The organism is Bacillus sp. 7_6_55CFAA_CT2 (assembly GCF_000238655.1).
Lineage (GTDB): Bacteria > Bacillota > Bacilli > Bacillales > Bacillaceae_G > Bacillus_A > Bacillus_A cereus.
Map to the genome: position 1 here is coordinate 713,358 of NZ_JH414710.1, position 14,199 is coordinate 727,556.

The window sequence follows — 14,199 nt, forward strand, 5'->3', positions numbered from 1 at the left end:
GGCATTTTTTGAAGTTAATAAAAGACTATTCGAATTTTAAAGCGTCTCCGTCGAATGATTCGTCAGCAACTTTAATTGAGTCAGTTGGACAGCCTTCGAATGCATCCATCATATCTTCAATTAATACATCTGGAATTTCAACGATACCTTGGTTATCATCTAATGTTACAAATGCAATACCTTCATCATCATAGTCATAAATGTCTGGTGCAGCAGCGCCACAAGCACCACATGCAATACAAGTATCTTTATCAACGATTGTATATTTTGCCATCTTTTTTCCCTCCTGATAATATGTATGTGAAAAGCTCGCCATAAAAATTATAACCTTATTGTAAAACGGTTTGTAAAACTTTTCAACATAAAATTATAATGATAATGCTTATCAATTAGAGTGTCAACTTATTTTTGAATTATGTCATAAGATTTTCAAAATACGTAAATATGATTTCGTTTGATACAATAGAATATATACAAGTATATAGTTCTCATATGATAAGTTTAATGAGCGAAAGTAGATAGTGTAATTGTACTGAAAAGAATGAAGTTAAGATTGGAAGGTGGAAGCGGTCATGCAAATACAATATACTTTGTTGCATTGTTTAAAACAATTGAATGGTGAAAGAACCGTTTCTTCTATTTATTATTTACTAAAGGGCAAACGTTCTTCGCAAACTTTACAAGATGGAAATATGTTCCGAATTTCTTTTTTGTTCGGAATATACAAATCATTGAATAGAAATGACTATGATGGTGAAGTTGCAAAGTTGTTGCAAGCGAATTTTATTCAAGAAATACATGAAAATACATATATGTTAACACCTACGGGTAAAATGCAGTTACATAAATGGGAGGAAGTTTATGCTTTTCCGGCGCATTTGCATGGTTTACATTATGGTGAATTAGGTGAAACATTTTGGAAAAGATTATCATTAATTATTCAAACTATATCAAATTTACAACAGAATAATACGAAGTTTATCCCAATTCAGCAAGATACAGAAATAATGATGTGGGTGAAACGTTTTCTAACAGGAATACCATATAAGAGAAGTGAGTTGGCGAGAAAACTATGGACGGAAGTACATAATCTTTTAGAAAAGAGCAATACGATAGAAGCGACGATTGTAACATATCGACTAACGGGTTATGAACGTATTGGTTGTACATTGCAACAATTAGCAGAAATTACGAAACAAGATATATTCAGAGTGTATTTTTTATTTTGGGGTACAATGCATTTCTTTATACAAGAAGTTCGTGATAAAGAAAATGAATTTCCACTATTAGCTGAAATTATATCTTATCCAAATGAGAGAGCTGAATTATTTAGTTTATCGACGAAAAAAACATATAATTTTTGGAGACAAGGACGTTCTTTAGAAGAAATAGCGACGATTCGGAATTTAAAGGTTGCAACGATAGAAGATCATTTTGTTGAAATTGCTTTGCGAAGAAAAAGATTTTTCTATTGAAATGTTTATGGAAAAAGAAAAGATAGACAAAGTAATAAAAGTAATTGAAGCATTGCAAACGCGGAAGTTACGTGTTTTGAAACAAGCGGTTGGAGAAGAGATCTCTTATTTTGAAGTTCGTCTTGTATTAGCGCGGATGGAGGGTGTAAATGAAACTTGAAGAATATTTATATAAGTGGTTTGGATATTCTGAATTTCGTCCAGGTCAAAAAGGAGTTATTACAGATTTATTAGAAGGAAAAGATGTGATAGCAATGCTTCCGACTGGAAGAGGGAAATCTATGTGCTATCAGTTTCCGGGGCTTATGCGAGAAGGAACAGTGCTTGTTGTATCACCGTTATTATCTTTAATGGAAGATCAAGTAACACAATTAAAGTATGTTGTGAAAAACCGAGTAATAGCATTTAATAGTTTTCGGACATTAAATGAAAAAAGAGAAGCGATGAAAAAATTATCTTCATATAAATTTATTTTTGTTTCACCAGAGATGTTACAGTCGGAGTTATTAATTAGGGAATTGAAGAAAATTCATATTTCATTATTTGTTGTTGATGAGGCTCATTGTATTTCTCAATGGGGTTATGATTTTAGACCGGACTATAAAAAACTAAATATAGTTATTGAAAATATTGGTTCTCCTACAGTATTAGCATTGACAGCCACAGCGACAAAAGAGGTACTGCAGGATATCGCAAATAGTTTAAATTTAAAGGGTGCCGCGGAACATGTATACTCTATTGACCGTCCTAATATTGCAATGGATGTGCAATTTGTAGAGACGATAGAAGAAAAGAAAGAGGCGCTTTTAGAGCAGGTGATGTATTTACAAGGGCCGGGGATTGTATATTGCTCAAGTAGAGCGTGGACAGAAAGGTTAACGGAATACTTGAGAGGAAAAGGTGTTACTGGTGTAGCTTTTTATCATGGTGGTATGGAACATGAAGAGCGTATGTTAATTCAACAGCAGTTTATGAACGATCAACTGCAACTTGTAATATGCACAAGTGCATTTGGTATGGGGGTAAATAAGGCGAATACGCGATATATTATTCATTTTCATTATCCAACTAATATAGCTTCTTACTTACAAGAAATCGGAAGAGCTGGAAGAGATGGCGAACCGAGTATAGCTATTTTATTATGTAGTCCGTTGGATCATGATTTACCAATTTCAATCATTGAGGATGAATTGCCAAGTAAGTCACAAATACAATTTTTATTTTCTTTACTACAAGAAAGAATGTTTCAAACGAAAGAATTACCAATAGAAGATGTAGAAGAAATTTGTTATAATGCAGCAAGATTTAATGAGCAATATTGGCGTTTCGTTCGTTATCATCTCGAACAGGTTGGAATTATACAACAACGAAGATTATTATTAGAAGGTTTGTCAGATGAAATTATGAACCGATTAATAGCTGAAGTAGAAATAAGGTTGCGTAATAAATATAGTGAGCTAGAAAATATGAAGTCATGGATACAAGTTAAAGGATGTAGACGTGAATATGTGCTGCAACAGTTCGGTTATAGGAAAGAGCAAGAGTTAATTAATTGCTGCGATTATTGCGGTATTATAAAAGAAGATTATAAAAAAAGACGAGCGCAACAATCGGATTTCGACTATAATTGGGAAACAGAGTTACAAAAGCTTTTCGGCCTAGAAAAGATGGAGGAATGATGAACATTCAAAGGCATAATGTTGAAGATATGAGTCCGCAGGAAATAAGGCTGAATCTATATATAACACAGTTAATTATTATCGGTATTGGCTGTTTACTGGCATATATATTATTTCAAGATGTAAAAGAAGTCTTTAATTTATGGAAATGGGAACCAGTATCTATACTTATTATAGGTGGTTTGTTAGCGATTGGTATTGTGTTATTAGATTATGTTGCAATGCGAGTGTTTCCGGAGTCTTGGTTTGATGATGGTGGTATTAACGATAAGATGTTTCGAGGAATGTCCGTTCTACACTTACTCGTTATTACGTTCTTAATTGGTTTTGCAGAAGAATTTTTATTCAGAGGTGTAGTACAGACTCATTTTGGAATTGTAATTGCGAGCTTCGTATTTGCAGTGTTACATATTCGTTATATAACAAAGCCATTTTTGTTTTGTTTCGTCTGTTTCATTAGTTTTGTCTTTGGTTATGTATTTGAATGGACAGGAAATTTGTTTATAACAATCTTTGCACACTTTCTTGTTGATTTTATAATGGGACTCCAATTAAGAAAATAAATGGAAGGTGGTGGTGAACAACATGAGGAAACGAATTCCTGATTTTGAAGAGGAATTAGAAGTTGAGCGAGTGGAAGAAAAAGAAAGTTTACCGCCGCGTAGTGAAATTCATAGAAATAAAGAAAAAAACAAAAGTTTAAAATAAATCACATTTTCGTCCGGGTTTTAACATTTCTATTCATTCTGCTGCCGATTAGTATTTTGTGGTACACGGATAAATATATTCAGGTGAAGGGTGATAGTAATAATGCCGGAAAAAGTGCGTTTGAAGTAATCTTCTTTGATTCAGCTAAATCTGAGTCGCAGAAACATTCTGAAAAAGTAATAACGCATACTGTGAAAGAGGGAGAAACTTTAGAAAGTATAGCGAAGCAATATTTTTCAGATGGAAATGGAATTGAAGTAATTAAAAAGTATAATAACTTGCAAGACGATGAAGTGAGTGCAGGTGAAGAATTAAAAATTCCGATAAAAGATAAGTCCACAAAGCAAGAAAGCTAGTGAGTTAAGCGATCACAGTTTGTTATAAAAGCCTAGGATTATCTTTATGAGGAGGGGAGTCAAAAATATGATATGGATTATATTATTCAGTACTCTCATAGGCATGGGGATTTTATTGCTTCTTGTGATGTATAAAGAAGCGATGCGTAATACGGTGTTGGAACATACTTTAGTATTTAAAGAATTTCCGAAAAGTTTTCAAAAAGTAAATGTGTTTTTTATTTCTGATATTCATAGAAGAGTCATTTCGAATTTGTTAATTGAACAAGTAAAAGGAAAAGTAGATCTCGTAATTATCGGAGGAGATTTAGCAGAGAAAGGTGTCTCTTTATCAAAAATCTCTGCGAATATTCAAAAGTTAAGAGAGATAGCTCCTGTATATTTTGTGTGGGGAAACAATGATTATGAGATAGAATATCATGAATTAGATGCGTTATTATTAGAAAATAACGTAAAAGTTTTAGATAATACAAGAGTGGTATTTGAGTCTGAATTAGGCGAGAAAATTTGTTTGCTCGGTATAGATGATGTTGGAGTGCACCGTGATCGTCTAGATTTGGCATTGGCGGATTGTAAAGAAGATGGTTTTCGTATCCTAGTTAGTCACAACCCTGATATAATAAAAAAAATGTCTGGAAATGAACAGATTTCACTTGTCTTAAGTGGACATACGCATGGAGGGCAAATCCGATTATTCCCATCTAAAAAATATTTAAAAGGTGGCGTATATAACCATTTAAATACGATTCTCTTTGTTAGTAATGGGTATGGAACAACATTGATACCACTTCGTTTCCGAGCACCTGCTCAAACACACATCATTACATTGTGCGGAGGGAAATGATGCCAACTCTTAATGGGAAATACAATATAAAAGCCGTTTCGAATATAATTGGAGTTCAGCCGAGTACGCTTCGTGCATGGGAAAGACGATATCAAATTATTGCCCCAAAGCGGAATCAAGCTGGGCATCGTTTATATACAGAAGAGCATATTCAAATTTTAAAATGGTTAATGGAAAAAGTTTCTTCCGGTATGATGATTGGACAAGCAGTTCAATTATTAGAAGAAAATCGTTTGCAGAGTACAGTTCAAAAAGAGATACATTTCGATAAAGAAGTTGTTTTAGTGGACGATTTGCTACAAGCTTTGTTAAAATTTGATGAAATTACAATTGCTGCATTATTAAACGAAGCTTTTAGTATATATTCAACAGAGAAGGTTGTTGCCAGTATTGTTCTTCGAGTGACAGACAAATTATTAACGTCAAAAAATAATAATGAGATTTCAATGGTGCAATTTCAATATGCACTATCATTTTTACAAACGCGTCTAGGGATGGTGTATCACAATGCCTCAATGTTTTCCTCTTTACACAAAGTTATTGTGTTAGAAAAGGATGCATTGAAAGGATTTATTTTTTCAACTTATTTACGCTTAAAAGGATATGAGGCGATATATATTAGGACAAGCTTAGCTGAAGATGGTATGTTATCAGCGGTAGAGGAAATACAGCCGAAATATGTATTTATATCTTTTGCTGACGAACAAGAAATGAAAAAGACGATGAACTTTATAAATTTATTACAAGAAAAAAGGGAATCTCTTTCTGTTGGATTTATCGGAAAGCTAGGCGTTCTAAACCAGTTGGACATTGAAACAATCTTAATTGGTGATACGAAAGAAGAATGGGATGGATGGTTAAAAATGTCGGAATAGTTGTTCGAAAAGAACCATCTATTTTCTATTTCATATAATAAAAATTAGATGCATTGGTTACGTAGGGAGGGTATGAGATGAGGCTGGAACGATTAAATTACAATAAGATAAAAATTTTTCTAACATTTGATGATTTATCTGAACGAGGATTAACGAAAGAAGATTTATGGAGAAATGCACCGAAAGTACAGCAATTATTTCGTGATATGATGCAAGAAGCAAATAAGGAATTAGGGTTTGAAGCAGATGGTCCGATTGCAGTTGAAGTGTTTTCTCTACAAGCACAAGGGATGGTTGTAATTGTAACGAAAGAAAATCAAGAAATGGATACAGATGATGAGTTCCGTGACGAGTTTATTGAAATGCAAGTGACTCTAGATGAAAGTGAGCATATATTATATGAGTTTGCTACGCTAGATGACGTAATTAACCTGTCGAATCGCTTATATAACCTTGGTGTAACTGGCGGAAAGCTATATACGTGGGATGAGCGCTTCTATCTTTGGGTGGAAGAAGAGGAACAAATTCAATTGTTAAAGGCGGATTTTATAGCTATTTTAGCGGAATACGGTAATCCGTCTACAGCAACCATTTATCGCATCATGGAGTACGGTAAAGAATTAATGGATGTTAACGCGATAGAGCAAATACACAATTACTTTGTGAAAAAACAAAACCTCAGCTAATACAACATAGCTGAGGTTTTGTTTTTATTTGGAGAAGGGTAGGGATGATTGTAAATACTCGAACATACTTTTTGAAAATAAAATATGCAGTTTTATAGGAGTGTGGTTGATGAAAATAAAAAATATTTAAATATTTAAGTATTTTACTTTTCTAAAAGTAATAAAAGGACTATAATAATAGTGAAAACGCTTGCAAAAGAAAATAGTTTGTATATATTTGTTAGCGTTTTCTATTGCATTCCAAATTTAAGGGTGTATACTAGGCAATGAAGGTTTACTAAACAAGTGAAATTACAGGGGGTTTACTTACTATGGTAGCCGAAAAGGGAACTCAAACAAAAACACAACAACAAAGGGAACAACATTTTGAACTATTGAATTCAACACAAATTGTTATTAGTGAAGCGTTAGAAAAATTGGGTTATCCAAACGAAGTATATGAATTATTAAAAGAACCAATTCGTATGATGACAGTGAAAATACCAGTTCGTATGGATGACGGGACTGTTAAAATATTTACAGGATATCGTGCGCAACATAATGATGCTGTTGGTCCAACGAAAGGTGGAATTCGCTTCCATCCGAATGTAACAGAAAATGAAGTGAAAGCACTTTCAATCTGGATGAGTTTAAAATGTGGTATTGTTGATTTACCATATGGTGGAGGTAAGGGTGGAATTATTTGTGATCCACGTGAAATGTCATTCCGTGAGTTAGAAAGATTAAGCCGCGGTTATGTACGAGCAATTAGCCAAATCGTAGGACCGACGAAAGATATTCCAGCTCCAGATGTATTCACAAACTCTCAAATTATGGCATGGATGATGGATGAGTATAGCCGTATTGATGAATTTAATTCACCAGGATTTATTACAGGTAAACCGCTTGTACTAGGTGGATCACATGGACGTGAAACAGCAACAGCGAAAGGTGTAACAATTTGTATTCGCGAAGCTGCGAAAAAACGTGGCATTGATATTAAGGGTGCACGCGTTGTTGTTCAAGGATTCGGTAATGCTGGTAGCTTCTTAGCTAAATTTATGCATGATGCAGGTGCGAAAGTTATTGCAATCTCAGATGCTTACGGCGCGTTACATGATCCAAACGGATTAGATATTGATTATTTATTAGACCGTCGTGATAGCTTCGGTACAGTAACAAAGCTATTTAACAATACAATTTCAAACAAAGAATTGTTAGAACTTGATTGCGATATTTTAGTTCCAGCTGCAATTGAGAACCAAATTACAGAAGAAAATGCTAATGATATTAAAGCGAAAATCGTTGTTGAAGCTGCAAATGGTCCAACAACATTAGAAGCGACTAAAATTTTAACAGATCGCGGAATTTTACTTGTTCCAGACGTGTTAGCAAGTGCTGGTGGTGTAACAGTATCTTACTTTGAGTGGGTACAAAATAACCAAGGTTACTACTGGACTGAAGAAGAAGTAGAACAACGTTTAGAAAAAGTAATGGTAAGATCATTTGATTCTATTTATGAAACAGCACAAGTTCGTAAAGTGAACATGCGCTTAGCGGCGTACATGGTTGGTGTTCGTAAAATGGCTGAAGCAAGCCGCTTCAGAGGTTGGGTATAAAATATTATATCTTGAGAAAACGTGATTTCCTTTCGAGGGAATCACGTTTTTTTGTTGAAGTATTAAATGAGGTGTTGTATATGGAGAATAAAATGCTGGAGCGAGTAGAACAATTAGAAGAAAAGGTTAAGAGGTTAGAGGGAGAACTCGCAAGAACGATGAAAGCTCGAAAAATAAGTACCGTTCGGATGTTCGGGGAAGGGCTACTGTTTCTGATATTTGGTGTGGTTGTAGTAGGGCCGATTATTGCCGTTGTAATCTCAATTTTTACTTGGCTTGCTGAAAAATAAAATAAAAATAAAAAAGAACGCTTGTTCTATACGAACAAACGTGCTATACTCTCCTTAGATAAACAAAACGGAAATGATTTTAAGGAGAGATAAATGATGAAAATAACAGTAGACCAAAGATTTATGATGCCAGCAGATGTTGTAGAGCGAGTGGAAGTATTACGCAACAAACAAAGTAAGCGTGGCACATTATTACAATCGGTAAATAAATTTTTCGGTTTAGATACGAAAGAAGATTGTGTTTGGTTTTACGGTTTTTATGGAGTGGCTGTAAGTATCTTGTTGTTTATGGTGTTCACTTCAAATATTTTCGATTTTCTCTTCGCGTAAGAAATATGCGATAAGGACATTGCTACCGAATACATATATAAAGAAGTAAGGTAATCTTCTAGAGCGGGAGTTGGTAGCAATGGCGATGTTTCCTATAGAGCGCAATTATATTGGATATGGAAGTTCACGACCGGGGATTCCTCTGACTAAAGTGAGATTTATCGTAAGCCATGATACGGGGAATCCTGGAAGCAATGCGATAGGCAATCGAGATTACTTTAATGAATTACAACCGAAAGCTTCGGCGCATACATTTATAGATGATAAAACAATATTGGAGATTATTCCTATAAATGAAGTTGCGTATCATGTTCGATATGGTGTGCCGACGGATAATGACTTATATGGCTATGACGCGAATAAGGCGGCCATTGGAGTGGAACTTTGTTATGGTGGTGATGTTAACTTTTGGGAAGCGTATAATCGTTTTACATGGTATCATGCGTATTTATGCCAAAACTTTGGCTTAAATCCGAAAAAAGATATCGTGTCACATAAAACGCTTGATCCAGCTAGAAAGATTGATCCTGAGAATGTATTAGGGAAACAAGGTATTAAATTTCAGCAGTTTTTAGCAGATGTCTATCGGATGTACGTTTCGTTTAGATGACAAATATATGAAAAATGAATACAATAAAGATAGGTGCCTACTGCTGTAAGTAGGTTTTTTCTTGTTTTTATAAATAGTGCATTGGTAGAAGACTAGGAGTGGACGAGTATGCAGAAAGAAACAGTTATTATAATCGGAGGCGGTCCGTGCGGATTAGCGGCTGCAATTTCGTTGCAAAAGGTAGGGATAAATCCGTTAGTAATTGAAAAAGGAAACATTGTAAATGCCATTTATAATTATCCAACTCATCAAACATTTTTCTCTTCTAGTGAAAAATTAGAAATTGGTGATGTAGCTTTTATTACAGAAAATCGTAAGCCATTTCGAAATCAAGCGCTTGCGTATTATCGTGAAGTAGTAAAACGTAAATCTGTACGTGTAAATGCTTTTGAGCGAGTGGAGAAAGTTCAAAAAGATGGAGAAGTTTTTCAGGTTGAGACGACAAAGCGTGACGGAAGTAAGGAAATGTATATAGGGAAATATATTGTTGTAGCAACTGGATATTATGATAATCCAAATTATATGAATGTTCCAGGTGAGGAATTGAAGAAAGTAGCTCACTATTTTAAAGAGGGGCATCCTTATTTTGATCGAGATGTAGTAGTTATAGGTGGGAAAAACTCGAGTGTAGATGCCGCGTTAGAACTTGTTAAATCTGGTGCACGTGTAACGGTACTGTATCGTGGAAGTGAGTATTCACCAAGCATAAAGCCTTGGATTTTGCCGGAATTTGAGGCGTTAGTACGAAACGGTACAATTCAAATGCATTTTGGAGCTCATGTGAAAGAGATTACTGAGCATACATTAACGTTTACAGTTGATGGTGAAGCTTTTACAATCAAAAACGATTTTGTATTTGCGATGACTGGTTATCATCCTGATCATAGCTTCTTAACGAAGATGGGTGTTCAGATTGATGAAGAAACAGGACGTCCAATTTATACAGAGGATAGAATGGAAACGAATGCTGAAAATATTTTCATTGCAGGTGTCATTGCTGCTGGAAATAATGCAAATGAAATATTTATTGAGAACGGTAGATTTCATGGAGATGGGATTGCGCAAACCATTGCATCAAGAGAAAAATAAAAAGGAGCTGTCGGGAAAATCTCGACAGCTCCTTTTTATTCGTGCATAAACATATTTTGAATGGATTCATGAGAATTTGTATTCTCTAATGCAACAAGTAATTTAATGCGTGCTTTTTGTGCATTTAAGCCGTATGTGAATACAATGCCCATATCTTTTAAGTGTTTACCGCCACCTTCATACGAATATACGTCTTGAACGATACCGTTGAAACAGCGAGAAACTAATACGACAGGAATACCTTTATTTAATAATCTTTCTAGGCTAGGTAGTGTTCTTGGAGGGAGATTACCTTGTCCAAGAGCTTCGATAACAATGCCGTCTACAGGAAGATTTTCGATTGCTGCTAATAATGTATCATCCATGCCAGCATATGCTTTTAGAACAACTACATTTTTAGACACTTTATTTATCGTATATGATTCGCGATGTACTAGAGCGTGATGGAAGACAACGCCGCGTTTTGTTACCATTCCAATTGGTCCGTATTGTGGACTTTGGAATGTTGCGACATTACTTGTATGTGTTTTCGTTACATTTGTAGCGCAATGAATTTCGTCGTTTAATACGACTAAAACACCTTTTTCTGCAGCTTCATCACAACTAGCAACTTTTACAGCTGATAAGAAGTTATATAGACCATCAGCACCTAACTCATTGCTAGAACGCATTGCACCTGTCACTACGATCGGAATAGTTGCTTGTACTGTTAAATCTAAGAAATAAGCTGTTTCTTCTAATGTATCCGTACCATGCGTAATAACTACGCCATGAATGTTGTCTTGTTTTACTCTTTCATCAATGATGACTTGTAATTGTAACATTTCGCTCGGTGTCATATGAGGAGATGGTAGATGGAACACATCTTCAACGATTAAATCAACATCGCCTTCTAAATCAGGAATGAATTTTAAAAGAGGATTTTTTTTACCTGGTTGTACGACCCCAGTTTCTTTATCTTCCTCCATTGCAATTGTTCCACCTGTGTGTAAAACTAGGATTCTTTTCAATGCTTATACCCCTTTCAAGTAAAAAAATACATTTAGAACATAACATGTTTTGAGTAAATTCGACAATGGAAATGTATAAAAGTATGCCTGGAAAATGACAATAAAATTAACTGCTATATGTACGATGTATAAAATTACGAAACGAAATGTGCAAATATAGTATAGGAGGGAGAAATTACGGTGAAAAAGATGGAGAGAATTTTTATTCGTATATTAATAATACAATTCATTTGTCTTTCTGTTGTACAATTGTTATTTATACATAAGTCATCAGTGAAATATTTATCTAAAATTGTTTATTATGAGGGTGTTATGGTAAAAAACAAAGTGGAAATCTTGCAGGTGAATCGGTAGTTTTCATTTTCTTCTATGAAGGATTATGCTACAATAATTGAGGATTTAATGACGCGAAGCAAATGAGAAGAAGCAGGGTGAACACCTGCTTTTCGTTTTGTTTTATAAGTGAAAAAATGAGGTGTTACAATGGATAAACGAATTTCAATTGCTATAGATGGTCCAGCAGCTGCAGGGAAAAGTACAGTGGCAAAAGTTGTTGCGAAGGAACTTTCTTATGTTTATATTGATACAGGCGCAATGTACCGTACGCTTACATATGCAGCCCTTCAACAAAAAGTAGACATTGAAAATGAAGAGCAGTTAATGGAAGTTGTAAAGAATGTAAATATTGAGTTTCAGCAAGGAGAAAATACACAGCTTGTATTTTTAAATGGACAAGATGTTTCTGAAGTAATTCGTACACCTGATGTGACGAATCGAGTATCTATTGTAGCGAAACATCGCCTTGTTCGTGAAGAAATGGTACGTCGTCAGCAAGAGTTAGCGAAAAAAGGCGGCGTTGTAATGGACGGCCGTGATATTGGTACACATGTATTACCGGATGCTGAAGTGAAAATCTTTATGCTTGCTTCTGTTGAAGAAAGAGCGGAAAGAAGGCATTTAGAAAATTTAAATAAAGGTTTCGATTCTAATTTAGAGCAGCTAAAAGAAGAAATTGCTCAGCGTGATAAATTAGATTCAGAACGCGAAGTTTCTCCACTAAAAAAGGCTGATGATGCATTGGAATTAGATACGACTTCTTTATCAATTGAAGAAGTTGTCCAAAAAATTATGAGCATTGTTTCTGAAGTGTTTGCGAAATAAAGAAAGGGGATAATCCTCTTTCTTTTTTTGTTTAAATAGAAATGTAAAGGATACGTGAATTGTGAGTCTCTTTCCTTGACAAATGAGCTGATTTGTAAGAAGTTAGTTAAAGAGGAATAAAACTGTCAGAATATATTCGCTATTATATTTCAAAACATACTTTTTTCAAGCTGGTTTTGCTGTATACTATTTATATAGGTTTAATATATTTTCTTGTGAATGTTATTGAAAAAGAGTATGTGATGAGAAATTCTTAAACATGCAAATGAAAACTTTGTTTTCATTTCGTATATACATAAAAAATGCTTTGTCAATTCTGTAGGGAGGTATTTCCATGGTAGAGAAAATGAATGAAGAAGTTATGGATTCAAAAGAATTACAAGTTGGTGACGTTGTTACAGGTTCTGTAACGAAGGTTGAAGAGAAACAAGTGCTTGTAAATGTTGGATACAAAACAGATGGCGTAATTCCAATTAGTGAATTAGCTAACGTTCATATTGAAAAAGCAAGCGATGTTGTAGAATTAGATCAAACACTAGAGTTGAAAATTATTAAATTAGAAGAAGATGATCTTGTCTTATCTAAACGTGCTGTTGATGCAGAAAAAGCATGGGTAGAACTACAAGAGAAATTTACTTCTGGTCATGTATTTGATGTTACTGTAAAAGATATTGTGAATGGCGGATTAGTTGTGGACCTTGGTGTTCGCGGTTTTATTCCAGCTTCACTTGTAGAAGTACATTATGTAGAAGACTTTACTGACTATAAAGGTAAAACATTAGCGGTGAAAATTGTTGAATTAGACCGTGAAAAAAATCGTGTAATCCTTTCACATAAAGCGGTAGTAGAATTAGAACTAGATTCTAAGAAAAAAGAAGCAATTTCTTCATTAAAAGAAGGGGACGTTGTTGAAGGAACAGTACAACGATTAACTGACTTTGGCGCATTCGTTAATGTTGGTGGAGTGGACGGTTTAGTTCACATTTCACAAATTTCACACGAACGTGTAGAGCAACCTTCTGAAGTGTTAGAGCAAGGTCAAAAGGTTAAGGTAAAGGTGTTATCTGTTGATGCTGATACACAACGTATTTCTTTATCAATTAAAGCAGCTCAACCAGGACCTTGGGAAAACGTTGCTGGCGAAATAAAAGCTGGAGATATTCGTGAGGGAGTAGTAAAACGCCTTGTTACATTTGGTGCATTCGTTGAGATTTTACCGGGCGTTGAAGGACTTGTACACGTATCTCAAATTGCAAATCGTCACGTGAAAAATCCGAATGAAGTATTGGAAATGGGACAAGAAGTAAAAGTGAAAGTACTTGAAGTTCACGTAGCAGAGAAACGTATTTCTTTAAGTATAAAAGAAGCGCTTGAGGAAAATAATGTAACTGAAGATTATAGTCAGTATGAGCCAAATGCTGATTCTGCTACTTTCCAATTAAGTGATATTATTGGTGAACAACTGAAAAAATTAAAGAAATAATGAGG

15 protein-coding genes and 2 pseudogenes are annotated in these 14,199 nt (G+C 34.6%); 15 read left to right on the forward strand and 2 right to left on the reverse strand.

Features of this window, described 5'->3' with window-relative positions; all coding sequences use genetic code 11:
* Window positions 1-25: 25 nt before the first annotated feature.
* A complete protein-coding gene (locus HMPREF1014_RS19360; protein ID WP_001151993.1) occupies window positions 26-274 on the reverse strand; it encodes a ferredoxin in 249 nt (82 codons plus the stop codon).
* A 298-nt stretch (window positions 275-572) separates the two neighbouring features.
* Between HMPREF1014_RS19360 and HMPREF1014_RS19365 the strand changes: the two are divergent.
* From HMPREF1014_RS19365 to HMPREF1014_RS19420, 12 genes and pseudogenes are all read left to right on the forward strand, one after another.
* Window positions 573-1,635: pseudogene (locus HMPREF1014_RS19365) on the forward strand (YpbB family protein).
* Complete coding sequence (recQ, locus tag HMPREF1014_RS19370; protein WP_000762967.1) at window positions 1,625-3,154, forward strand: ATP-dependent DNA helicase RecQ; 1,530 nt, start codon at window positions 1,625-1,627, stop codon at window positions 3,152-3,154. The pseudogene HMPREF1014_RS19365 and the gene recQ overlap by 11 nt, the downstream one beginning before the upstream one ends.
* Window positions 3,154-3,717, forward strand: coding sequence for a CPBP family intramembrane glutamic endopeptidase (locus HMPREF1014_RS19375; protein WP_001025780.1), 564 nt, complete (start codon window positions 3,154-3,156; stop codon window positions 3,715-3,717). The genes recQ and HMPREF1014_RS19375 overlap by 1 nt, the downstream gene beginning before the upstream one ends.
* A 22-nt stretch (window positions 3,718-3,739) precedes the next feature.
* Window positions 3,740-4,218 (forward strand): annotated as a pseudogene (locus tag HMPREF1014_RS19380) (LysM peptidoglycan-binding domain-containing protein).
* A 67-nt stretch (window positions 4,219-4,285) separates the two neighbouring features.
* Entirely contained in the window at window positions 4,286-5,062 is a 777-nt protein-coding gene (locus HMPREF1014_RS19385) for a metallophosphoesterase (RefSeq protein ID WP_000637797.1), read from the forward strand.
* Complete coding sequence (locus HMPREF1014_RS19390) at window positions 5,062-5,937, forward strand: MerR family transcriptional regulator (RefSeq protein ID WP_001142650.1); 876 nt, start codon at window positions 5,062-5,064, stop codon at window positions 5,935-5,937. The genes HMPREF1014_RS19385 and HMPREF1014_RS19390 overlap by 1 nt, the downstream gene beginning before the upstream one ends.
* Before the next feature lie 77 nt (window positions 5,938-6,014).
* Window positions 6,015-6,623, forward strand: a complete 609-nt coding sequence (locus tag HMPREF1014_RS19395) for a genetic competence negative regulator (RefSeq protein ID WP_001235402.1) — start codon at window positions 6,015-6,017, stop codon at window positions 6,621-6,623.
* Window positions 6,624-6,934: 311 nt separating this feature from the next.
* Complete coding sequence (gene gudB, locus HMPREF1014_RS19400; RefSeq protein ID WP_000225173.1) at window positions 6,935-8,221, forward strand: NAD-specific glutamate dehydrogenase; 1,287 nt, start codon at window positions 6,935-6,937, stop codon at window positions 8,219-8,221.
* A gap of 80 nt (window positions 8,222-8,301) precedes the next feature.
* On the forward strand, window positions 8,302-8,511 hold the full coding sequence (locus tag HMPREF1014_RS19405) for a hypothetical protein (protein ID WP_000428474.1): 210 nt from the start codon (window positions 8,302-8,304) through the stop codon (window positions 8,509-8,511).
* Window positions 8,512-8,604: 93 nt separating this feature from the next.
* Complete coding sequence (locus tag HMPREF1014_RS19410) at window positions 8,605-8,841, forward strand: DUF3961 domain-containing protein (protein WP_009327304.1); 237 nt, start codon at window positions 8,605-8,607, stop codon at window positions 8,839-8,841.
* A 79-nt stretch (window positions 8,842-8,920) separates the two neighbouring features.
* Window positions 8,921-9,451 carry a peptidoglycan recognition protein family protein gene (locus HMPREF1014_RS19415; RefSeq protein ID WP_001240655.1) on the forward strand — a complete coding sequence of 177 codons (531 nt, stop codon included), beginning with the start codon at window positions 8,921-8,923 and terminating at the stop codon, window positions 9,449-9,451.
* A 108-nt stretch (window positions 9,452-9,559) separates the two neighbouring features.
* Window positions 9,560-10,540, forward strand: a complete 981-nt coding sequence (locus HMPREF1014_RS19420) for a YpdA family putative bacillithiol disulfide reductase (protein WP_001168512.1) — start codon at window positions 9,560-9,562, stop codon at window positions 10,538-10,540.
* Window positions 10,541-10,575: 35 nt separating this feature from the next.
* Here the strand turns inward: HMPREF1014_RS19420 and ansA are convergent, their stop codons facing one another.
* Window positions 10,576-11,550 carry an asparaginase gene (ansA, locus tag HMPREF1014_RS19425; RefSeq protein ID WP_000822026.1) on the reverse strand — a complete coding sequence of 325 codons (975 nt, stop codon included), beginning with the start codon at window positions 11,548-11,550 and terminating at the stop codon, window positions 10,576-10,578.
* 180 nt (window positions 11,551-11,730) lie between these two features.
* Here ansA and HMPREF1014_RS31720 point away from each other — a divergent pair, with 180 nt between their 5' ends.
* The 3 genes from HMPREF1014_RS31720 (at window position 11,731) to rpsA (ending at window position 14,194) form a co-directional block, all read left to right on the forward strand.
* Window positions 11,731-11,904: a YpfB family protein gene (locus HMPREF1014_RS31720; protein ID WP_000738057.1), complete on the forward strand. Its 174-nt coding sequence runs from the start codon at window positions 11,731-11,733 to the stop codon at window positions 11,902-11,904.
* Between the two features lie 129 nt (window positions 11,905-12,033).
* A complete protein-coding gene (cmk, locus tag HMPREF1014_RS19435; RefSeq protein WP_000361256.1) occupies window positions 12,034-12,711 on the forward strand; it encodes a (d)CMP kinase in 678 nt (225 codons plus the stop codon).
* Window positions 12,712-13,045: 334 nt separating this feature from the next.
* Window positions 13,046-14,194: a 30S ribosomal protein S1 gene (rpsA, locus tag HMPREF1014_RS19440; RefSeq protein ID WP_000229559.1), complete on the forward strand. Its 1,149-nt coding sequence runs from the start codon at window positions 13,046-13,048 to the stop codon at window positions 14,192-14,194.
* Window positions 14,195-14,199 lie beyond the last annotated feature (5 nt).